Genomic DNA, 21,913 nt, shown 5'->3' on the forward strand with positions numbered 1-21,913 from the left:
TTTAAATTTATGCTTAGTCGTTCATGTACTCGTCAAAGTCGTCTTCGCCTAAGTTTCTGCGTAAGCGTTTTTGCTCAAGATAATCTTCTAGCTTCTTCTTAACGCGTTGCTTTTTTTTGTCATGTTGATTACGCCCAACCATTTCGTACTCGTCTTCAACAAAATCGTCATCTAGCGCATCATAACTAAATGTCTTACCCACAACCCACTCCATAAAGTGTTTGAGACCAATTTCACAAATTTAAAGTTTGCTCTGTGAATTGGCAAAGTTTAAAAAGCTCAGTGATTAATTAGTATGTAAAAAACCACCAAAATAAAGCCATATCGCCATGCTAAATGGGTGATATGTCAATATTGTGAATAAATAGCGCTAAATTCGGATTCTGAAAAGTGAGAGTTTTTTATCGTTTCGATAAAACCCATTTATGCATGTTTATTTTTTAGTTAATTTGACCAAATTTTAGTTAAAAATTTAATTCTCATAACTTCTAACTACACTTAATAAAATGATAACCCTATGAAATAAAATAAAAATATAAATTTGGCATTAAGTTTGATTATGTCTAAATGTCATTTCAAACAGGAAAGAAAAAAATGAAAAAGTTATTGTTAGTAAGTTCTTTATTTATCGCTACCAGCGCAATGGCTCATAACGATAATGATACAAATATTTCATTCAGCGGTGAGCAATGTGATGTTGAATTTAAAAATGATGTACGCATCACACCAAGCGAGTTAGAAGTATACACAGCCGATAATCGCTCTATGAAAATCATCGATCAGCACACTTTGTATATCGATGGTCAAAGCGTATCACTTGATGCTTCACAACAGCAAGCAATTGCAGATTACTCAGACAGCTTACGCAGCCAACTTCCTGAAGTAGCAAATATCGCACTTGATGGCGTAAAAATAGCAGGCGTAGCAATTGAAGAAGTGTCAAAAGCCTTCAACATTGACGGCCTAAACGACATTTCAGAATTAATGGACGATATCAGCGTAGAAGTGCAAAACGCCTTCTATCAACAAGGTGCGTTCACAATGGGTCAGCAAAATTTTGAAAAATTTGGTCAAAACTTTGAAGACCAATTCGATGAGCAAATCGAATCAGCAGTTGAATCAGCCATGATGCAATCAATGGGTAGTATTTTGGTCGCGCTAGGCTCTGAACTTTTAGGTTCGGGTGGCGACATGAATGAGTTTGAACAACGTATGGAAAACATGGGCGCACAAATAGAAGCGCGCGTTGAAACACAGGCAGCTCAACTTGAAGAGCGTGCAGATGCATTATGCGGCAGCTTTGCTGATATCGCTCATAAAGAGCAAGAGTTAGTGGCGCTAGTACCAGAACTAAAAGAGTATCAACTTTTTATCTTCAAACAAAACGCAGAGTAATGAATTAACATCCCTGAACCAAAACACTTGGTCCTTTCGCGCAGAGCTTGCTCTGCGCTTTTTTATTTTTTGGCCAACACAGTCAGTTGCGATAACGTTTTAATCGCCTGCTCTAAATTTTCAGACCAAGGCAAGCCATAACTTAAGCGAAAACAACTACGGTACTTTTTACCCGCTGAAAATATCAGCCCTGGAGTAATACTGATCCCCGCCTCAAGTGCCAAATGAAATAATTTTACCGCATCATATTGGCTACCAAGATCAACCCAAATAACACAACCCCCTTGCGGGTTACTTATGCGTGCACAACTTGGCATGTGCTGCTGCAAACACCAAATCATACGCTCTTTGTTGGTACTTAAGCGCTGTCTTAGTAAACGAATATTACGATCGTACTCGCCAGTGGCTATAAATTCATACAAGGTCCACTGATTAATAAGTGGCGCAGAGCAACTAAGCGCCCTTTTATAGCGCCTTGCTTGTTCAGCAAACTTACCGGCAATGATCCAACCAATACGGTAACTTGGCGCAGCTGTTTTTGAAAATGACGCGCAGGTGATCACTAAACCCTTTTTTGAATAAGCTTGTGCAGGAGTCGCTCGCTTAGCTGTAAAATGTAGGTCGCCATATACATCATCTTCAATAAGCACGACATCGCGCTGCTCTAAAAGTGCCACCAATTGTTCACGCTTGGCATCAGGCATAAAGCTGCCAACCGGGTTATTTAATGAGGTAGAAAATACACAGGCTTTTATATCATGCTCATCGAGTGCTTGAGCCAAATCATCTAGCCATATTCCTTCATCAGGACACAGCGGTATTTCCAGTGCCTTTAAGCCTAAGCTTTCGATTAATTCGATAATGCCAAAATAGCAAGGCGACTCGATAGCAATAACATCTCCGGGTTTAGCGACACACTTAAGGGCTATCGCCAACGCCTCTTGAGCGCCATTGGTGATCACTAATTCATCGCTATCAACCCCAATGCCGAAGTCTAAATAACGATGAATGAGTTGTTTTTTAAGTGGTGCAAAGCCATCCATCGGACCGTAATTAATTGCCGATGCCCCAGCGAGTGTCATTACCCGACGCATGGTTCTTGCCAATGCTTTATCTGTCGGTGCAGCAGCCACAGGATTGGCAATACCAAATGGCACCACATTAGCTTTGTGGATAGCGCTATATACTTGTTCTATTAAGCCTTGTTTGTTGACTGTGGTAGGTTCTCGACTCAGCCTGACTCGCTTTGGCCGCGACTGATTTAATTGTGAAGACTTTAAAAAGTAACCTGACTTTTCTCTGGCTTCAATTAGCCCCTGTCCTTCAAGTAATTGATAAGCTTGTTTTACCGTCGGAATACTAATATTAAGCTTGTCAGCCATTTTTCTGAGTGATGGTAATTTTTCACCTGGTAATAACGAGCCTTGCAAACAAAGATCTCTAACTAACTGAATAACTTGTTGATATAAGAACTCACTGTTACTACGACTGATTACTTGTGACATAGCCCACCAAACTGTATAGGTTGCATTTCTAGTTTTCTGTATATGTTAAGTATACAGAAGCGATTTAAAATGAACATACTTTCAATTTTTAGGTACTAACTATGAAAAGCGCTGCTCTCTACCTTGCTACAGTACTGATCTGGGGATCGACTTGGCTTGCTATTGAGTTTCAACTGGGTGATGTCGCTGTTGAGGTCTCTTTATTTTATCGCTTTGCCATTGCAGCTATTTTAATGTGGGCCTTTGTGCTCGTAAAAAAACTTCCTATGCAATATTCACTGCGTGATCACGGCTTTTTTGCATTATTAGCTTTATTTAACTTTGGTTTAAATTATTTAGTACTGTATTGGGCGCAGAACTACCTTACCTCAGCAATGGCTTCAATTGCCTTTTCGATGTTGTTATTGATGAACATTATTAACACCCGCTTGTTTTTCGCAAAGCCAATTGCGAAACGAATTTACTTTGGTGCTCTGCTCGGCGTAATGGGTATTGCAAGCTTGTTTTGGCCACAAATTCAGCAATTCGACTTGAGTAATGGTGCGTTGGTCGGGTTACTACTTGCGCTATCTGGGACCTTTGTGGCTTCATTGGGGAATATGGTCAGTGTTCGAAACTCTCAGCGAAACATTGGCGTACTTCAGGGCAATGCCTGGGGTATGTTATACAGCGCTTTAGGCCTAGCAGCGTATGTTTTAGTAAGCGATGTTGAGCTTACATTGAATGCCCCAACCAGTTATTGGATATCGCTTTTCTATTTAGCTGTGTTTGGTACCGTAATCGCATTTGCTTGTTACTTCGCACTACTTAAAAATATTGGCCCTGAGCGCGCAAGCTACGTAATCGTATTATTCCCACTGGTTGCAGTGGTATTAAGTACCTTATTTGAAGGATTCGAATGGCAAGCGAATACCTTTATGGGCTTTAGCCTAGTGTTATTCGGTAATGCTATCGTGCTAACTCCAACTCGACAAATTAAAGCATTTTTTGCTGCACGTAACCTACAGCAAAAAAGCTCCGTCCCCAGTTAGATGTGGCAAGGTCACCTCTAACACCAAGCGCTGGCAAAATATGCCGGCGCTTTTTTATGGCACATGAAAACGAAGTGCTTGTTTGTGAATCTTAACTTTGGCTGGTGTAAAACCAACGAGCTCTCCATCAGCCTCAATACTAAGCCCTTTGGTGGTTACTTCCGCAGTTGTTAAACAGGTATATTTCAGCCTTTTTAAACTATGATGTTTCACAAGTAGTAAATATAAAAAGCTAATCAGGTTTTTTAACAAACCATCTGCTGGCATGCAGTAACAATCAAGCTGACCATCATTTAACTTTGCCCGAGGAGCAATCTTTAAGCCACCACCAAAGTAATGATGATTAGCAAAAATCGTCGCTAAATTACTGTAGCTAAGTGGTCTACCATTAAATTCCCCCTGAAGTGACCGTGCCTGAAATGAAAATAGCTGCTTGATACCCTGCCAAGTGTAGCCAAACGAGCTAAAACTTCCGGCTTTGTTTAATTGAGTTACCACCTCAGCATCAAAACCTATCCCCGCTACATTAATAAAATAGCGCTGATTTATTTGCCCAATATCAATGAGCTCAGTACGGCTATTGAAAACAGCGTCATGCCAAGCTTGCTGCTTGCGCGCAAAGCCGCGAGCAAAATCATTACCTGTACCTGCAGGAATTAAGGCGATAGAACAATCGCTCGTCATTAATGCATTAACAGCTAAATGTAGCGTCCCATCACCACCAATTACCACAGCTTGTGTCTGGCTTTTAGCTAAAAGGGCAATATTAGCGCAATCTTGAAGAAAATTGCCTATGGTTAAATATAACTCAGGCTCAATCTGTCTTTTTTTACATTCTTTTAGTAGCCAATCAACACTATTTTTATGATTTTTTTTGTCACTTGGCTTTATTATTATCAACATTAATGGCACTTCTTTTCTTGCATGGTAAAAACACCACACTCGTTCAAATTATATTAATCTGAATAATTAGTCACTTTCTTACTCTAAAAACGCATAAATCAAAGTAACAACAATTAAAAACCTTTTATTTACTGACACTTCAACACAAAAACAACTGCATAAGCATGCAAATCTCTGCAGATATAAAAACTTAACCCTATGTTAATAAAAGACTTTCGGATTAGAAAAAGTTATCCGGCAGACTCAATTTTTATCGTTTTATTTTTGTTCAGTTTGGTTGCAAAATACTCACGTTTTCAACCAAACACAACCCGGAGCAAAGTAATGAACCCAATTAATACATTAAACCAAAACGCAGCAGCTCATGTTGCCGTAAAACCAACAAACCGCAAAGCAAAAATGTTGGCAAAGCTTAATCGCTACGGCAAAAAGTTAGCACTTGGCGGCGCAGTACAACACAAGTAACCCCCAACCATGGTTACTTTATCGGTGCAGTAAACAACCAACCACTAACGAAGATCCTTCTTTAGCTCCTCCGTTTACTGCCCCAACCCTCTTCTTTTAAGTCAAAAACAGCAAAAAATTAAACCTTTTTACAAAAAACGCCCTTATTACGCTCAAAAAACAAGCAAACAAACTTTTTCCTATTTACACAGCCGATTCAGCTAAGTATTATTCTCGCATCACGACGTGGAGAGATGGCAGAGTGGTCGAATGCACCGGTCTTGAAAACCGGCAGGGGTTTGTAGCCCCTCTAGGGTTCAAATCCCTATCTCTCCACCACTTATTTTTATTTGTTGATTAATTTCAGCAAGTTACAATCAGAATTATGCGTTGGAGAGGTGGCCGAGTGGCCGAAGGCGCTCCCCTGCTAAGGGAGTATAGGGTTTGTAGCTCTATCGAGGGTTCGAATCCCTCCTTCTCCACCATTTTATTATTTAAAACCGCTTTTTAGCGGTGAGAGCTGGTTCTAACTTCACTCTTAGAATCAGCAGCTTACCAAATCACACTTCTATTGTGTCACACATTTGTACACATCGAATGACTACAATAGCCCACACAATCAAACGTAATGAGACGTACAGCTTCAACTATCGCTTAGCTGATAAGATATATCGAAAGTCACTCAAAACTGACTCCCCTAGCACTTGTAGATTCTACGTATCTGAGATACTTTCTTTCATGAGGAAAGCAAAGTTTTTAGGAAGAAATGTGAGTAAAAGTGATATTGATGAATTTATAGAAATGCTGATCTCTAATCATGTAAATGATGTTGTTAGAACAGCTAAGGCAATTACAGAACCACTCTCAACTACAGCAAGCAGCTATTTCAAGCAGTGGTATAGAGAAATAGACTCGATTAGAACAGCACAACATAATTATGACAAGTACGAACCTTGGGCTTTTCCCCGTCCTGAGTTTTCCAGTTATTCCCAGTGGTTATCTCAGAAAGTAACTTATAACTATGATTATTTAAGAAATGCACTTTCTGAACCCATCTCGAATACAGGCGAATATGAAATAGATCAAGATCACGACCACTATACATACTTTCAATTCCCTACCTTAGAAAATGAACGGTATGGACATTTAAGCTCTATCATTAGCAATGCAGCTGAGAAGATAGCTAAGGCAAACGATAATAACAATACAATGCTAGCTAAGATGCACTTAGACTCACTTAAAAGCAATTTTGCTGAGTTCTTGCCATCTGAGAAAAGCACAAAAATAGTATCTGAAAATCAAGAAGATACCGCACCACCTAAAAACATATTCTTAGAAGATATTGAAGAAGATTTTTGGGAACATTTGAGAAAAACAAAAACAGACGTCAAGGATTTTGAATACTATAAAACTAATCTTAATGCCCCTTACCAAATGCTTATTGTTGCATTTGCAGGTCAATCATTAGATACAGTTACACATGAAGAAATTGAAGACGTATGGAGTATTATTTGTAAGCTACCAAAACTTAGAAATTTAGACCCTAAACGTTATGGATTTGATATAAGAGAAAAATTTGCAAATAATGATGATAAAAAGGCACGACAACACCAAACCTTGTGGCACTACATACGGGATGCAGATCAAGAGCAGTTGAATGAATTTTCCGTACCTGAATTAATAACAACCTCCAGACTATCAGATTGGCGAGTAGCATTCAAAGAAGCATTTCAGTTCCTGAAATATAAACAGCTCATAAAATCGAACCCTATCGTTGAATACGGTCTATCTCTCAAAATACCTAAAAATCGTCTACAGCCCCGAGCTAAAATGCCAGATGATATAGCAAGTCTAATTGTTGATTACTGCTCAGATAATACTCACAAAAAATACAGTTGGGCTGTATTAATAATGGCTCTGAGTGGTATGAGAAACGAAGAAGTCACTAATCTACACTATGACGATATAATTACAGACCCAGACACAGGTATTAAATGCTTTTATGTGCGTACAGGTAAAACTATAAACGCACAGAGACGAGTGCCAATTCATCATAAACTAATAGAACTAGGTTTCATTGACTTTGTTGAAAGCAAGGCGGGTACGGTTTTATTCGATTTTGAAAGTAGTCAGCTAACCAATCACTTCAATTTCTTTAGAAGTGAGTTCAACATTCCACAGTGTGATCAGTGGGGACATAAGATCACACTGTACAGCTTTAGACACGCAGTAATAGATAAGATAAACAAAAGCTTAAATAATGAGCATATCTATCATCTAGTCGGTCATAGTAATAATAATACAGCTACAAAGAACTATACTACAGCTGATATGAAGTTGTATGAAGATACAATTAATAGTATTGATTATCACAAGTTATGAATAAAACCCCGCTGAATATTCACCATATTTGCATAAGTATTCACATTGATATATAATACTAGTATAAACACTGATACCCCTAATCAGTTCAAAGCACTTCCCCAATTCAAGCACAACCATCTGTTTTCCTTAACTAACTACTGACATAGAGCAGGTGGCTTTGTGCTTTTTATTCATAAAAACAAAAGGCACACACACAATGCAAACATTCGAAATCACAAGCACTACACGAAACACTCACTCTCTAAAAGATGGCACACTCATTTGCTCAGAAATCATCAAACACCATGACAGCTTGAAAGATATTCTCAGGGAACTAGGCGTAGACGTTGGCGGCAAGGAAAGAGGTAAATATTTAAAAGCTCTCAGCTTGCTAAACGGTGGTATGGCATTGAACAAGGTTATTGCTGAAATCGCTGGGGGTAATGAGTAATGAGTAATAAGAAACTTCCCGCCTCGTTACAGAAAGTGTTAGATACTCATAAAACCGCATGGCAAGTAGACGAGAATGAGCTTGCTAAACGAATCAACAACGCTCGTATAAGTTACTTAAAGAGTTACCCCACTCTTGGGGATAAAGATTCTAATGCACTTGTTATATTACCATTCAGAAACTTCTCTGATGTAGTTAAAGCTTTAACAACAGAATTAAAAGAGTGTGATATTGACTATCAACGAACAACCGTTGTTGCAGGTGGTACATACAGGATTGCATATACAAAACCACTTTCAGTGCAAGATGCAGATTTAGAGCGTATTGAAAAGCAAGTTAAGCAAAAGTATCAATCAGAGTTAGAAGCAATTAAGCAAGAATATGTTGAGAATTTACTGTTTGAGCATGAGCAGAAACAAATAGAAGCAAAACAAGTACAAGAAAAAGAACACCGAGCAAAACTTAAAGAAACATTGCTCAGCTTACTAGATTAAAAGCCCTGTAACGCCCTATAACGCATTTTAAAGCACTAACCAATACAATTTAATAGCAACACACTAAAAAGCTCTTAGAATCAATCTGGGGCTTTATTTATATATATACGAGGAATATTAACTATGTCAGATGATAAAATAAACGTAAAAAGCTTTACTGCAGCGGCTTGGTTACAGTTTTGAAGAATCACAACCATCCTGTTATCACTTTGCACTTGCTCTTGAGAAGTTGGGCTTTGATGAAATTCGCATAACACAGGCCGTTAGCTTGAACTACCCGATAAAAATTAATTTCTAAAAATAAACAAAAAACTCTTTACAACAAACACTGGTTTACGATAATCTTAAAAAGATTGCGTAAAGGTTTGAATAACGAGAGGTCAGACCAGTTGCTCGCAACCCCCTTTTAAACTTCATTTCTTATTGATTTATAAGAAAATAATTAAACACCACCCATAATTGATTAAATATTAATCAACCAACCTGTAGCCCCTGCGGTTACTGGGTTTATTCGTGTTTTGCTTAAAATCACAGTTTAGATAGCACTAATATATCTCTGCTGAGCAAGCACTTTTGAAGAAAGTTCACCCTTTTAAAAGAGAGGAAATTTATAAATAGGAGGATTTAGAAATGCCATTGAAAACTGACCCTTTCATCAATCTGATGAGTGATAATGTTCAGAGTGATTACAATAAAAATTGGTTTAATAAACTATCTTCACTATTTGATCATAGTAACACTCAGAACTTGTACTCTGAAAACATTGCCCATCTCATTCTATATGCTACTGACAGAGTGAAATTTAATGATATTACTAATCTACTCTCAAAAGCATTTCCTGAGAGTTTGATCATTATTAAATGTGAGCATACTAACAAAGGGACTGTTACAGCTGTAACTGGTACAGAAGAAGCTACAATAAACAAACGTACTCATTATCATTGTTACATAACATACAGTGCTAACGCTGGTGTGAATATTCATAAAAGCTTCAAATCAAAAGTCAGAGAAATGCTCAAAAACGATAAATCTAAAAATAGGTTTATGCTAAAACCTTCTGGTAAAAACATGAAGCCAATTGACTCAGTGCGCCCTTACAAATTCACAGGCTATAACATTGTTACAGACAATAACAATTATGATTCTGCCCATCTGGCTGAGTGGGACGTGTTTTATGGCACAACAGAAGCTCGAAGAAGTGCGTACTTCAACGGAACGTTAGGTAACAAATGCGTTGTTAAGGTAACACATAGTAATTGTTTCAGAGTAATGAACTGGATTGCATACGGCACAAAAAACAAAACATCAAAAGGTCGTAAAAATTTTATCATTATTGATAACAGGGAAACCCTACAGAGGGCTGCATAGCTCTCTTTTGCTAAACAGATAGTAAACGTCATCAAAGCCAAACGAGCTTAAAAAATAACCAGCCCTATTAAACACAACTATAAACCACGTAACCATTTGAAAAATAATAACTTTCTACCACCTATACACTAAAACAACATTATTGTGCCCGTTCATAAATCCACAATATATAGTTAAGCTATTGAATATATTGGCGTTGTTGTTGGTGGATTGCTATAGATAACTTCTTTCATAAGACTACGCTCCATTGAGTGATATTATCTCCCCTATCATCATTGACCAAAGACCACGTATAAGATACGATTATCATATACCACTTAAATGATAGGGATTATTAAAATGACAGATTACATTTATTCACGTGTTAGCACTAAAGAACAGAACTCAGCTTCACAAGCTAAAGAGTTGTTACAGACTTACTCTGATGCAATTGTTTATGAGGAAAAACAAAGCGGTAAAAATATGGTAGACCGCCCAGTGTTTCAAGAACTTCTGAGTGTAGTTAAAGCTGGCGATAGAATAATTGTTCGTGAACTATCACGCATAGGCCGCAATACAAAAGAGGTGATAACACTCTTTGAAGAATTAGAAGCTAAAGGTGTTGCTGTAATCATAAAAGAGCTTCAAGTCGACTCAACAAGCGCTACAGGTAAAATGGTACTAACAATTATGGCTAGCGTGTCGCAGATGGAAAGAGAGATTATGCTAGAACGTCAAAAGGCAGGGATAGAAGAAGCTAAAGCAGCTGGTAAATTCAAAGGTAAGCAGCAATCCCCAAAAACCATAAAAGCCTGTAAGGAAGCGTTACAGTATGTTCAGAGTGGATTATCTAAAGAAAAGGCAGCTAAAGCCGCTGGTATTGGGGTTGCCACATTGTATCGCTACATAAAAGACACCAAGAAAAACAGCTAACCGCCTGATATAACTCATATATTTCTATATTTTCAGCTCGATATTTCAGCGGGCTGAGTACCACGCTCAACAAGGCACACTAAACTTTCTCACTTTTTATACAATTGAAAACGTGTACACAATCAACTAGAATCATGTACACATTTTAGCTTTAGACGCAATAAAGTGCCTCTGATTTAAAGCCCGCCCGCTTTTTAGCGGTTTTTTTATGCCTAAAAAACTTGCACACTTCAGTTAATTTCATGCATGCTAAATGTATATATATTAGTCAAAGTGATTAGTGCTATGCTCCGTTTTGCCTCTTTCGCTGCAGCCTTGTTGCTCAGCTTTTACAGCCAAGCCACGATCTATAAATGCATGATCGATAATGTTGCCACGTTTTCGCAGCAACCATGTGGTAAAGATGCCGAAATAGTTAATATCACTCCACCACCCAAAACCAAGCTACCACCAGAAAAAACGCAAGAGACAAATGAGCTAAGTGTTGAAAACTTTCTCAAAACCAAAGAAGCTGATCGCGAAATTGAGCGCTTAAAACTAGAAAGTAAAGAATTACAAAAAAAGCAAAACGAGCGTATAAAAAAAGTGTACGAAATGACCCAAGATGCTGCAAATAGACTAGGTGCAGAATCGATCGATGATGCCATTAAAAAACAAAGTGAGCGCATCAATGCCTACTATAACAGCCAGTTAAGTATCATAAATAAGCAGATTGAAAAACTAGAAGAGAGTAAAAGGCTACTTACAGAGAAGCAAGACTTCTAACTTACCTAAACTGGTCAGACATGCTATAACAGGGTTTATTAAATTATTAAGGCCTTATGTAGCAATGCACATTCATACTTTAGAAGGTTATATTCAAAACATCTATTTGGTTGAATATCCAGACAAACTAATGCTGCTTGATGGCTGTTGCCGTGCCGATGTTGATACCGTGTTTGATTATATCACCGAGCAACTAAAGCGCCCTGTTACCGACCTAAAACTAATTGTAGTTACCCACATGCACCCAGATCATGCCGGTGGTGCGCATGCATTAAGAAAGTTAAGCGGTGGCAAAATAGCCACGTCGAATGCCCCTGGGCAATGGTATAGAGGTATTGATGGCTTCTTAATGCATTTAACCGATATCGCTTTGGCTTGGTGGGTTGCGGGGAGGTTAAATAAAAAACGCCACAACCTTTGGTACAGCCGCCATCTCGATGCAGACTATTATCTTGCTACCGATGCAATTTTACCCGGCTTTGATGACTGGCAAGCACTTCACACCCCCGGTCATACCGACCGAGATATCAGCTTATACCATATTCCCAGCGAGAGAATTTACATCGCTGATTTACTGGTAAAAGTAAAAGGGCAGCTCGTGCCACCCTTTCCTGTTTTTTACCCAAAACTGTATTTAAACTCTTTACTGATGTTAAAAGCCTTACAACCAAAACGGATTATGTTTGCCCACAGTAACGAAGTCGGTATTGATGACATCGACTTTGAGCAAATTTTAGCGCTGGTCCCCGAAAAACCAATGACGCACTGGCGTTCCGTCAAAGCAAAGGCCCGACAAGCACTTAATTTAAAGCGCTTTTCACAGTCTTGATAAATTTATCAATATCCTGCTGCTCATTATAAATATGAGCTGAAACTCTTAAGCCTAAGTGACGTTCATCAACCGCAATATTCGCTGCAATAAGCGCAGCTTTAACAGCCGCTTGTTGCTCGCCAAAATGCATAATAGCCGTTCCAGAACATTTGTCAGCCTGTATTGGTGAACGCATATAATCAGCTAATTGATCATGAAACTGCGCGAGCATTGCTAAGTTATGAGCACGTACTTTCTCAATACCAAGATCAGCAAAGTAATTAATACTATGCGAAGCCAAAATATAAGGTGCAACTGAAGGTGTGCCACCCCAAAAGCGCAACGCGGTTTGATGATAAGCAAAGTGCTTAATATCAAACTCAAACGGATTTTGATGAGAAAACCAGCCAACATCTTGTGGCTGACAAAGTGATAGCTGCTTGCTGTTAACCCATAAATAAGCAGCACCCGGTCCACCACATAGCCATTTGACACTCGAGCCCAACATAAAGTCGGCATCTAGCTTAGTTAAGTCGACCTCTAAAATACCTGCAGACTGCGCAACATCTAGTAAGCTCAATGTGTTGTGTTGTTTCGCGATATTTATAATTTCATGAATAGGCGCTTGCTGACCCGTGTTTGAATAAACATGGCTAATAAAGACTAAATCAATATTATTACTTGCTAAATATGACTGCCAAATCTGCGCATCGGTTAGGTCTTCATGCTTACCAATAAACACGATTTCAGCACTTTCAGGTAGGGCTTTTTGCATTGCAAAACCCATGCTTGGAAAATCACTTTCTGCCATCAACACTTTGCAATTTTCTTGTTGCAGTCGCGGGTGCGACATCAAAAGCTTAATTAAACCACTCGATAAGTTAACTTGTGGGCAAAATAGCTCACTGTGCGAGTTAAATAATTTAGCGAGACTACTCGTAAATGCCTCGACACCTTGCAGCCACTGTTGCCATGGTTCTTTATTTTCATGTTGCCAAGCGGCAAAAAACTGCTGATGAAAATGCTGCTCAGCAGATTTTAATGGTCGCCCAACAGAGTGGTTAAGCAAATAGCTGCCTTGTGGAATTACAAAATCGTTTTTGTTCATTACTTAATCCACTGTTTTAACTTAGTTAAGTCATCGAAACGAGTGCGAATATCATCCCTCTTTGCTGCCGCACGGCGATCACGTAACTGCTCTAATGAGTTTAGTAACACATGCAAAGGCGGCCCACTGGCTGTGACTTTATCCATATGTTGTTGCTGCATTTGCTGTGAAGGCTGCGCAATGTATTTACTGACCAATTGATTATGATGGCCAATCGCAGTATCACCATGCAGTTTACACACTTGAATGAACAGCTTTAAGTTAGTTTGTAACCATTCACTATCGCGCTCAGCTTCTGCCGCTAAGAAGTCATCCATAATACTTGTCATACGCATGCTTTCACGCAGGATCTGCTGATCTTCAGGCATCATATACAAGAATTTATCCACCAGCATTTGCGAGTAACTAGGTTCATTAGCAAAGCAAAGACCAAGTAATAAATCGATGACATTAATGCCCGCAAAATCACCGGCATTCGCACCTCGATATACCTCTTTACCTACTCGATACGGCTTGTAATACGGACGTACACAATAGAAAAAGCGGTCTGTGTCGAGCTTGTTATATAGCGCATTATTCGACTCAATCACATCAAGCAGCGCTTGTTTTGCTACTGCCAGTAAATCAGCCGTGATAGGGTGCGATATCCCTAACGGCTGAATTTTTAATAAAGCATCTGCTGCGCGCTTATACGCTAAAATGCCCTTGGTGTTGTAATCGACAAAGATTTTCTCATCTTCAAGGTCAGTAAAGCGCTTATACAAACCATCAACCGCTTTATTGTGGGTGGTTAAATGCGCCGTTGCAAAACGCGGGGTTACACCAATAGATGCACCGATGTGCATTGCCAACGCAGAGGCTTCAACAAGCGGTGAACTTGTTTCACGAGAAGGCTCAGTGATTTCATGTCGACGGCATGCCGCCATATACAAACCAACATTACCTAATAAATCGAAGGCGTTATCAAAGCCTTCATCGGTATTACCCTCTGCAAGTAAAGCACGAATATGCTCATTACCCTCTTGCTCTAATTGACGCTTAAGGTGCTCACCGACCCCCTCTACATTCGCTTTATCGTCTTGTTGCCAATATAGTTTTTCTAGTTCGCTATTGATCTCAACAAAACGAGTGCGAAGCCAGCTATCAAATGCCTTGGTGTTCTCAGTCACAGGCTCACTCCAAAATAATTATATTGCGATAATGTTAACAGAGTTCAATGAGTGCTAATCGCCAAAATATAGACTAGAATCCACCTAGATTAGTGAAAATCACTCAAATTAAAATGAAATTAGATAAAAAAGACCAACAATTACTTAATGCTCTACAAGACAATGCAAGAACTTCTGTCTCAGATCTGGCACAGTCGGTTAGCCTGTCAGATACCCCTTGCCTGCGCCGCATTAAAAAGCTCGAATCAGCGAATGTGATCAGTGGTTACCATGCTGCAATTAATCCTAAAGCGGTTAATTTAAACGTGTCTGTGTATGCCTTTGTACGCTTAAACCAAAACTCAGTTGCCGCTGCTGAGCAATTTGAACAACAAGTAGCAAAACTTGAACATGTGCTTGAGTGCTCAGTTATTTCAGGTAGTTATGATTATCTACTCAAGATTGTTGCTACAGATTTAGAAAGCTATGAAAGCTTTGTGAAACATAAATTAGGTAGTATTGATTGCATTGCTAACATCGAGTCGACGGTGGTCTTAAAACAAGCATTCACTAAGCGCCATTTACCGCTAGCTTGACGCAGCTTGCTTGCAAATAAAACATAACTCGATAAGCTAAAAACAGGCTTTAAAAGGACGCTTAAAATATGAAATTCATAAACTTAGTTGCTATCTCTTTGGCCATCAGTGGACTATTTAGCAGCCCATTAATGGCACAGCAGCAAACCTGCCTTTCTCAGCTTGAAGACCAAGCTTTGATGATGAAAAGTAAGCGCGAAGGACTGTTTAGAGAGCCATTACCACGCAGCCATAGCACCTTTAGCTATAATATCGAGCAAGCATTTAGTGACTATTTAACCGCTGCTTACCTTGAAATTAGCAGTGAAAATCCGCGAGCGAACTTACCATGCCCAGTTTATACCGATACCTATCAGCAACTTGTTGCACAAGGTTCTCGACCTGCTAACGCAACAATTGCCGATTTAATTAGCCCATTCGAACTTAAACAGGCCGATAGCCGCAAAGCTGTACTTTTAATCCATGGTTTAACCGACTCTCCATTTACCTACCATGACCTTGCACAGGTGTATTATCAACAAGGTTATACAGTTCGCACAATTTTACTGCCGGGGCATGGCACTGCCGCAGCAGCTTTGCAAGAGGTTGATGCTGATGATTGGCGAAAAGCCAGTGTGTATGCCATTGAGCGCACTTTAAAAGACTTTGATCAGGTAATATTAGGGGGCTACTCAACGGGTGCAGCACTGGTTGTTGATTACTTAACTCAAGCTCCTGTTGATAATAAAATTACTGCTGCGATGTTGTTTTCACCAGCAAGTGAGCCACACAATAAAAACGGTTGGTTGGCCAAATGGGTCGATGCAATTCCATTTGTTAATTGGATTGATAAAGACGCGGATCTGGATTTTGCTAAGTATGAGTCGTTTCCATTCAGTGCAGCCTCAGCTAGCCACGAAGCAATGAGCCGTATTAGTCTTGATGAGCTTCGTTATCGTCAACTGCCGAATGTCGCAATATTTAGCACCTTTAGTGATGTTGACACCACAATAGATAATCAAGCGACCTTTAAATTACTAGCTAAACTGCACGACCCAAAAGCGCGTAAAAATAACCAGCTTGATCGGCTAGTTTACTACGGTGACGACGATAATATTCCAGCCAACTTTCCTGCTGATTACCACATAATCCGTGATGACTGCGATACCGATGACTGTAAAAAGATCAAAGGGATGTCACACATTGGTATCGTTAATAAACCCAGTAATCCTTACTATGGCCGTAAAGCTTCGTATCGCAATTGCGGCAGCTACTTAGATGACGATAAACTTTATACAGCCTGCAAATACCAAAAAGACATCGTGATGGGTGAGCGCACAGTCGAAAATTTACAAGCACACAAACCCTTTGCACGACTCACGTTTAACCCTTATTTCGATAAGCTAGCTATGCATATAAACAACTTCATCAAAGATATAGAATCGGCTGCACAATGAGTGAGTTTAGTCACCGCTGGTTTAATCAAATAAGCGAGATTGATGCCGCACTTTGGCAGTCATTTTTTGATGATACACCCTTTACTGATCACGCTTTTTTAGCGGCTTTAGAACAAAGTGGCTGTGTGAGTGAAGAGTCGGGCTGGCAACCCATGCACTTAGCAATTTACCAGCAAGAACAGGTCATAGCCTTACTACCGGGGTATCTAAAACATCATTCTTATGGTGAATATGTATTTGACTGGGCTTGGGCTGAAGCTTATCAACAGCATGGCTTAGAATATTACCCTAAATGGCTGTGTGGCGTGCCATTCACACCTATTGCAGGGCAACGAATTAGTATAAATCACAATGACGCCGCAAAGGTCTATGCGTATATTCAGCACATACTCACAGCAACAGCAGCGCAGTTAGGCTGGTCAGGTTGGCATATAAATTTTTGCCACCAGCAACAAGCTACTGCATTAACTAGCGACACCGTAATGCAACGTCATGGCGTGCAGTTTCAGTGGTTTAATGAAGACTATAAATGCTTTGATGATTTTTTAGCTTCACTCACCGCAAGAAAGCGTAAATCGCTCAAAAAAGAACGCGCTAAAATAACTGAACAACAGATAGTCATAGAATGGCTCGAAGGTACTGACATCAGCAAGCAACACATGCAGCAATTTAGTCATTTTTACCGCCAAACCTATTTGAAGCGCTCAGGCCACAATGGTTATTTGAATACCGCCTTTTTCGAATTATTACAGCAGAGCATGGCCGACAAACTGGTGTTAATGTTCGCTAAGTATCAAGGAGAGGTGATTGCCGCCACACTCAGTTTTAAAGATAAGAATTGTTTATATGGTCGTTACTGGGGAACAAATTATGAGCTTGATAGTTTGCACTTTGAGCTTTGCTACTATCAAGGCATTGAGTACTGCATTGCCAACAAACTTAAACAGTTCCACTCTGGCGCGCAAGGTGAGCATAAAATAAGTCGCGGATTTAAGCCCGTATATACCTATTCACTGCATCATATTCAGCACGGTGATTTTGCAGCAGCCATTAATGATTTTATTCGCAGAGAACGCCAACATATGGCGCTCTATAAAGCCCAATGCGAAAGCTTACTGCCGTTTAAACAGCAATAATTGGTTGTTCGCTGGCATTTGCACATCTTCAACAAAGGTTAAGCCAGCTTGCTCTGCAAGTTGGCAAATCGCTTCAAAATCACGAATTGCACTATTAGCATCTTGCTGTTTTAAAAAAGCATCAAACTCAGCATTACTGGCACTGGTATACTTACCTTGATACTTAAATGGCCCATAAATACATAACTTTCCTTTAGGCGCTAAATGCTTTGCTACCCCTTGAAAAAAGCGCTCCACCAGTGGCCAACTAATAATGTGCATCGTATTCGCGGTGAAAATAGCATTCACTTTATCAACTGGCCAAGGATCATTAAGATCGAGTGTGAGTGGTGCATGCAAGTTAGTTAGTGCAGCTTCTTGATGCCATTGTAATATCCCAGGGTGATTAACCTCACGATCACTACAATGCCACTGCAAGTGTGCTAAATGCGTTGCAAAATGCACGCTATGTTGCCCGGTACCTGAGCCAACCTCTAATACATTCGTTACATCAGAAAAGAACTCTTTTAAAACCTTTAAAATAGGTGACTTATTGTTTTCACAGGCTTGAGAGAAGGGTTTATCCATACAAATTAATGCACCATGTTTGGTAATTAGTGCACAACAGTAAAGCAAAAATAATCACTAAAGTCGCGGGTAATTTATTAGATAAAAATATAAAAACAACAAATTCAAAAACTTATCTGTTTTTGTCAATATTGGTACAGCTTATGCTATTTCATAAGTGAATTAATCAATAGGAGCAACATTATGTATATCTCACCCTACACCGCTGTAGATGCAGCACTTGCAGCCAGCGAACGTGCTGAAAGCGAAAAAGCCGCCTTAACTAGTTGTGACGACAGAGCAACCGTTATCGACCTTCTTTCTCAATGTAACAAAGAAAATGTACAGGCGCCGAAAAAACATGAAACAGACCAGATTTTTATTCTCGGCTACAATTAATCACACACAGTTAATCCATTCAGTCTTAGCTACACTAGATAAGACTTGCACTAAAACCGATTAGCTGTAATGATAATAGTTATCATTACAGCTAATCGGTTTTTCTATGCACTCTCACAATGCTATGCTCCAGTATCAGCGGCAAATGAAATGTGTTTGCCAAAGACCAGGGCTACATGCCCCAGCACTTGTTGCTAACTATGTTGAAGCGGGTTTGAACATTGCACGCTATTACGAAAAACATCACAACTTTATTTTGCAAGAGCTGTATCTAAGACGCACCTTTCATGAACTACTTGAAAAGATGTGTGATTCATTAGTGCATAATGCAATTCGTAAACAATGTTTGGCCCAGCTTTATAAACCGCAACTTGCGCTAAAGCGTTACTACAAAACTCATAACTGTATTGAAAAGTATTTCAGTTTGGAGCGAGAAGCGTGCCTTCTCAGCCAAGAATTTAACCCGATTTAGGAGTGTTTATGAGCCAATTTAGAACCGAATCAGATAGCATGGGTGAACTACAAGTCCCTGCCAATGCTTTGTATCAAGCTCAAACGCAACGTGCTATCAATAATTTTAAAATTAGTGGCTTAGCCATGCCTAAGCAATTTATCACCGCCCTTGCCTACATTAAACAAGCTGCTGCGCAAAGCAATACAGCTTTAGGCCATTTGAGCCAAGGTAAAGCAAAAGCAATTGAGCAAGCATGCCAAGAGATCATCGACGGTAAACATTTTTCAGAGTTTCCAGTTGATGTATTTCAGACAGGCTCAGGTACTAGCTCAAATATGAATGCCAATGAAGTTATTGCAACACTAGCGAGTAAATTTGCTGGCGAAACCATTCACCCCAACGATGATGTGAACATGGGACAAAGCTCAAATGATGTGATCCCTACTGCGATTGCAGTAAGTAGCGCCATTAACATCATTTATGAACTATTTCCTAAACTCGATAAACTTAGTCAAAGCCTTCAAAACAAACAAGCCGAAGTGGGCCATATTGTTAAAACTGGCCGCACTCATTTAATGGATGCAATGCCTGTGAGTTTTGCACAAACATTGGCTGCATGGCAGTTACAAGTGGATCATGCAATGGCTGGGATTCGCCAAGCACTTGAGCGAGTTTGTGAACTTGCACAAGGTGGCACAGCAGTTGGTACCGGTATTAATGCCGACCCTGCGTTTGCTGGTGAGTTTTGCCAACACTTGAGTGAGAATGTGGGTATTCGCTTTAGCCCAAGCAAAAACTTCTTTTATAACATAGGATCACAAGACGCCATTGTTGCGCTGTCAGGTCAGCTAAAGGTACTTGCCGTAGCACAAATGAAAATAGCCAATGACTTACGCTGGATGAACTCAGGCCCTCTTGCTGGCCTTGGTGAAATTGAGCTTGAGGCTTTACAACCGGGCTCATCAATTATGCCGGGTAAAGTAAATCCAGTGATCCCTGAAGCGGCCGCTATGGTCAGCGCACAAGTAATTGGCAATGACGCGACTATTACAGTGGCTGGTCAAGCGGGTAACTTTGAGCTCAATGTAATGCTACCTGTGATTGCCTTAAACATTTTGCAAAGTATTGAACTGCTGGCGAATAGCAGTGAAGCACTGGCAGATAAAGCGATTGCCAGCTTTAAAGTAAACCAAAGCAATGTTGATAAAGCGCTCGCTAAAAACCCAATTCTGGTTACTGCGCTTAATCCGGTGATCGGCTATAGCAAAGCCGCAAAAATTGCCAAATTAGCTTATCAAGAAGGTCGTCCTATTATTGATGTTGCTGCAGAGCACACTGATATTTCGCGCGAAGAATTGAGTGAATTACTTGACCCTGCCAAACTAACCCAAGGTGGTTTATAGAACTTTTATCTTACTGTAGCTCTGTGAATACAGAGCTACTTACTGAAAGCTAACGTTTTTATTGCTCCACTTTGAGCAATGTGTATGATAGTGAGTACTTATTCAACGATTTTTAGGTATGTTATGCGCTATCCTCTATTGGCAATTTTATTTCCTGTGTTATTAACTGCGTGTTCGGACAATAATGAGCAAGCCGAATCAACGGCAACCAGCAATAAACTTGTCGAGGCGCCAAAAGCCGTTGAAATAAAAAACGCTGAAGAAGTGAGCAAAGCAGCCCCAGATAAAGCCACTATTAGCTCTGCCCACGAACAACTTAAACAGCTAATCGATGATCCAAGCTGTGATAACAGCAGCCAATGTAAAGTATTACCTGTTGGTAGTCGCGCCTGTGGTGGGCCAAGTAGCTTCATTGTTTATTCAAGCAAAACAGCTAACACTGCTGAGGTTGAAAAACTTGCAAAAGACATCACCGCCCTTGAAAAGCAATTTAACGCAGCAAACGACATGATGAGTATTTGTCAGCATCTAACCGCACCGGGTGCGCAGTGTTCTGAGAATACTTGTGTTAGAATCGAAGGCTCAGCGGCAAGTGTATACTAAGGAATAAGCAATAATGGTTCGTTCATCGACTTTTAAGAAACTTTTCATCACCACAACTGTGTTAGCAAGTATTGCTTTAACTGGTTGTGAAACAACAACGTCAGGTAGTTCTGCACGCGTTGATTTAGGTGATTTAAATGATCAGCTGAACGATATCGTTAGTAATAATAGCTGTAATGCAAGCTTTCAATGTAAGGTGTTAGAAGTCGGTGAACGAGCATGTGGTGGCCCAAGTCGCTATGTGGTCTATTCAACGTTAAACACCGCACAAGAACAAGCGGAGCAACTTGCAGAGCGAATTACAGCGGCTGAGAAGTCATCTGAGCAAGCATTAACCGTTAACGATTGCTCGCCAGTCCTGCCGGTACAATCGCTGTGTATTTCACAGCAGTGCCAAGCAATCGAGATTAAGTAAACAATGCAATAAGGCCGGATACTATCACCACGCTGATGATACAAATCCCGGCCTTATAAATGTACTTTACCTGCATTGTATTATGCACCCAGTAAGCGTAAATGTAGCGAACAAAGTAACTTGCTGCAGTGCCAAATAATGCAAAAATAACTAAATACGCAAGTAAAATAATATCCAAAGTCATGTCACTTCTTTAAAACATCTAGTCTCAGTGTAAGGGCTTAAA

25 protein-coding genes and 2 tRNA genes are annotated in these 21,913 nt (G+C 39.8%); 20 read left to right on the top strand and 7 right to left on the bottom strand.

What is annotated here, in order from left to right; translation table 11 throughout:
- Positions 1-13 precede the first annotated feature (13 nt).
- Positions 14-202, bottom strand: a complete 189-nt coding sequence (locus NH454_RS17675) for a PA3496 family putative envelope integrity protein (protein WP_036974357.1) — start codon at positions 200-202, stop codon at positions 14-16.
- Positions 203-594: 392 nt separating this feature from the next.
- Here NH454_RS17675 and NH454_RS17680 point away from each other — a divergent pair, with 392 nt between their 5' ends.
- A complete protein-coding gene (locus NH454_RS17680; protein WP_235383899.1) occupies positions 595-1,395 on the top strand; it encodes a YggN family protein in 801 nt (266 codons plus the stop codon).
- A gap of 62 nt (positions 1,396-1,457) precedes the next feature.
- Here the strand turns inward: NH454_RS17680 and NH454_RS17685 are convergent, their stop codons facing one another.
- Positions 1,458-2,900, bottom strand: coding sequence for a PLP-dependent aminotransferase family protein (locus NH454_RS17685; protein ID WP_135923130.1), 1,443 nt, complete (start codon positions 2,898-2,900; stop codon positions 1,458-1,460).
- Between the two features lie 101 nt (positions 2,901-3,001).
- Here NH454_RS17685 and NH454_RS17690 point away from each other — a divergent pair, with 101 nt between their 5' ends.
- Positions 3,002-3,931 (top strand): EamA family transporter, encoded by a 930-nt coding sequence (locus NH454_RS17690; protein WP_235403938.1) that lies wholly within the window; start codon positions 3,002-3,004, stop codon positions 3,929-3,931.
- 54 nt (positions 3,932-3,985) lie between these two features.
- Here NH454_RS17690 and NH454_RS17695 read toward each other — a convergent pair whose 3' ends face one another.
- Positions 3,986-4,834, bottom strand: a complete 849-nt coding sequence (locus NH454_RS17695) for a YegS/Rv2252/BmrU family lipid kinase (RefSeq protein ID WP_253039792.1) — start codon at positions 4,832-4,834, stop codon at positions 3,986-3,988.
- Between the two features lie 324 nt (positions 4,835-5,158).
- On the opposite strand from NH454_RS17695, the gene NH454_RS17700 reads away from it, so the two are divergent.
- The 10 genes from NH454_RS17700 (at position 5,159) to NH454_RS17745 (ending at position 12,461) form a co-directional block, all read left to right on the top strand.
- Entirely contained in the window at positions 5,159-5,299 is a 141-nt protein-coding gene (locus NH454_RS17700; protein WP_167350231.1) for a hypothetical protein, read from the top strand.
- A gap of 227 nt (positions 5,300-5,526) precedes the next feature.
- A tRNA-Ser gene (locus NH454_RS17705) sits at positions 5,527-5,617 on the top strand.
- 53 nt (positions 5,618-5,670) lie between these two features.
- Positions 5,671-5,763: transfer RNA gene (locus tag NH454_RS17710), tRNA-Ser, on the top strand.
- A gap of 283 nt (positions 5,764-6,046) precedes the next feature.
- Positions 6,047-7,660, top strand: coding sequence for a hypothetical protein (locus tag NH454_RS17715; RefSeq protein WP_253039793.1), 1,614 nt, complete (start codon positions 6,047-6,049; stop codon positions 7,658-7,660).
- Between the two features lie 199 nt (positions 7,661-7,859).
- Positions 7,860-8,093: a hypothetical protein gene (locus NH454_RS17720; RefSeq protein ID WP_253039794.1), complete on the top strand. Its 234-nt coding sequence runs from the start codon at positions 7,860-7,862 to the stop codon at positions 8,091-8,093.
- Positions 8,093-8,587, top strand: a complete 495-nt coding sequence (locus tag NH454_RS17725) for a hypothetical protein (RefSeq protein WP_253039795.1) — start codon at positions 8,093-8,095, stop codon at positions 8,585-8,587. The genes NH454_RS17720 and NH454_RS17725 overlap by 1 nt, the downstream gene beginning before the upstream one ends.
- Positions 8,588-9,217: 630 nt before the next feature.
- Entirely contained in the window at positions 9,218-9,955 is a 738-nt protein-coding gene (locus NH454_RS17730) for a hypothetical protein (RefSeq protein ID WP_253039796.1), read from the top strand.
- Between the two features lie 339 nt (positions 9,956-10,294).
- The gene (locus NH454_RS17735; RefSeq protein WP_253039797.1) at positions 10,295-10,867 is read left to right on the top strand and encodes a recombinase family protein; all 573 of its coding nucleotides are present in this window, start codon (positions 10,295-10,297) and stop codon (positions 10,865-10,867) included.
- 285 nt (positions 10,868-11,152) lie between these two features.
- Entirely contained in the window at positions 11,153-11,632 is a 480-nt protein-coding gene (locus NH454_RS17740) for a DUF4124 domain-containing protein (protein WP_135923127.1), read from the top strand.
- Positions 11,633-11,696: 64 nt separating this feature from the next.
- Positions 11,697-12,461 (top strand): MBL fold metallo-hydrolase, encoded by a 765-nt coding sequence (locus tag NH454_RS17745; RefSeq protein ID WP_253039798.1) that lies wholly within the window; start codon positions 11,697-11,699, stop codon positions 12,459-12,461.
- Here NH454_RS17745 and NH454_RS17750 read toward each other — a convergent pair.
- Positions 12,433-13,551 (bottom strand): aminotransferase class V-fold PLP-dependent enzyme, encoded by a 1,119-nt coding sequence (locus NH454_RS17750; RefSeq protein ID WP_253039799.1) that lies wholly within the window; start codon positions 13,549-13,551, stop codon positions 12,433-12,435. The two genes, NH454_RS17745 and NH454_RS17750, sit on opposite strands and share 29 nt — an antisense overlap.
- The gene (locus NH454_RS17755) at positions 13,551-14,720 is read right to left on the bottom strand and encodes a monodechloroaminopyrrolnitrin synthase PrnB family protein (protein WP_105181977.1); all 1,170 of its coding nucleotides are present in this window, start codon (positions 14,718-14,720) and stop codon (positions 13,551-13,553) included. Before NH454_RS17755 ends, NH454_RS17750 begins: the two co-directional genes overlap by 1 nt.
- A gap of 113 nt (positions 14,721-14,833) precedes the next feature.
- Between NH454_RS17755 and NH454_RS17760 the strand changes: the two genes are divergently transcribed.
- The 3 genes from NH454_RS17760 (at position 14,834) to NH454_RS17770 (ending at position 17,867) form a co-directional block, all read left to right on the top strand.
- Complete coding sequence (locus NH454_RS17760) at positions 14,834-15,295, top strand: Lrp/AsnC family transcriptional regulator (protein ID WP_138557897.1); 462 nt, start codon at positions 14,834-14,836, stop codon at positions 15,293-15,295.
- A gap of 68 nt (positions 15,296-15,363) precedes the next feature.
- A complete protein-coding gene (locus NH454_RS17765) occupies positions 15,364-16,731 on the top strand; it encodes an alpha/beta fold hydrolase (protein WP_235403930.1) in 1,368 nt (455 codons plus the stop codon).
- Positions 16,728-17,867 carry a GNAT family N-acetyltransferase gene (locus NH454_RS17770; protein ID WP_253039800.1) on the top strand — a complete coding sequence of 380 codons (1,140 nt, stop codon included), beginning with the start codon at positions 16,728-16,730 and terminating at the stop codon, positions 17,865-17,867. Before NH454_RS17765 ends, NH454_RS17770 begins: the two co-directional genes overlap by 4 nt.
- On the opposite strand, the gene NH454_RS17775 is transcribed toward NH454_RS17770, so the two are convergent.
- On the bottom strand, positions 17,844-18,434 hold the full coding sequence (locus NH454_RS17775) for a DUF938 domain-containing protein (RefSeq protein WP_138557900.1): 591 nt from the start codon (positions 18,432-18,434) through the stop codon (positions 17,844-17,846). The two genes, NH454_RS17770 and NH454_RS17775, sit on opposite strands and share 24 nt — an antisense overlap.
- A gap of 183 nt (positions 18,435-18,617) precedes the next feature.
- Here NH454_RS17775 and NH454_RS17780 point away from each other — a divergent pair, with 183 nt between their 5' ends.
- The 5 genes from NH454_RS17780 (at position 18,618) to NH454_RS17800 (ending at position 21,687) form a co-directional block, all read left to right on the top strand.
- Positions 18,618-18,812 (top strand): hypothetical protein, encoded by a 195-nt coding sequence (locus NH454_RS17780; RefSeq protein WP_054554610.1) that lies wholly within the window; start codon positions 18,618-18,620, stop codon positions 18,810-18,812.
- A gap of 106 nt (positions 18,813-18,918) precedes the next feature.
- Entirely contained in the window at positions 18,919-19,284 is a 366-nt protein-coding gene (locus NH454_RS17785; RefSeq protein WP_167658784.1) for a hypothetical protein, read from the top strand.
- Between the two features lie 8 nt (positions 19,285-19,292).
- Complete coding sequence (locus NH454_RS17790; RefSeq protein WP_235403928.1) at positions 19,293-20,669, top strand: class II fumarate hydratase; 1,377 nt, start codon at positions 19,293-19,295, stop codon at positions 20,667-20,669.
- Between the two features lie 123 nt (positions 20,670-20,792).
- Positions 20,793-21,272, top strand: a complete 480-nt coding sequence (locus NH454_RS17795; protein ID WP_135923118.1) for a hypothetical protein — start codon at positions 20,793-20,795, stop codon at positions 21,270-21,272.
- Positions 21,273-21,285: 13 nt separating this feature from the next.
- Entirely contained in the window at positions 21,286-21,687 is a 402-nt protein-coding gene (locus NH454_RS17800) for a hypothetical protein (protein WP_138557902.1), read from the top strand.
- On the opposite strand, the gene NH454_RS17805 is transcribed toward NH454_RS17800, so the two are convergent.
- Entirely contained in the window at positions 21,680-21,865 is a 186-nt protein-coding gene (locus NH454_RS17805; protein ID WP_054554683.1) for a hypothetical protein, read from the bottom strand. The two genes, NH454_RS17800 and NH454_RS17805, sit on opposite strands and share 8 nt — an antisense overlap.
- Positions 21,866-21,913 lie beyond the last annotated feature (48 nt).

The organism is Pseudoalteromonas sp. Ps84H-4 (assembly GCF_024124645.1).
Lineage (GTDB): Bacteria > Pseudomonadota > Gammaproteobacteria > Enterobacterales > Alteromonadaceae > Pseudoalteromonas > Pseudoalteromonas lipolytica_C.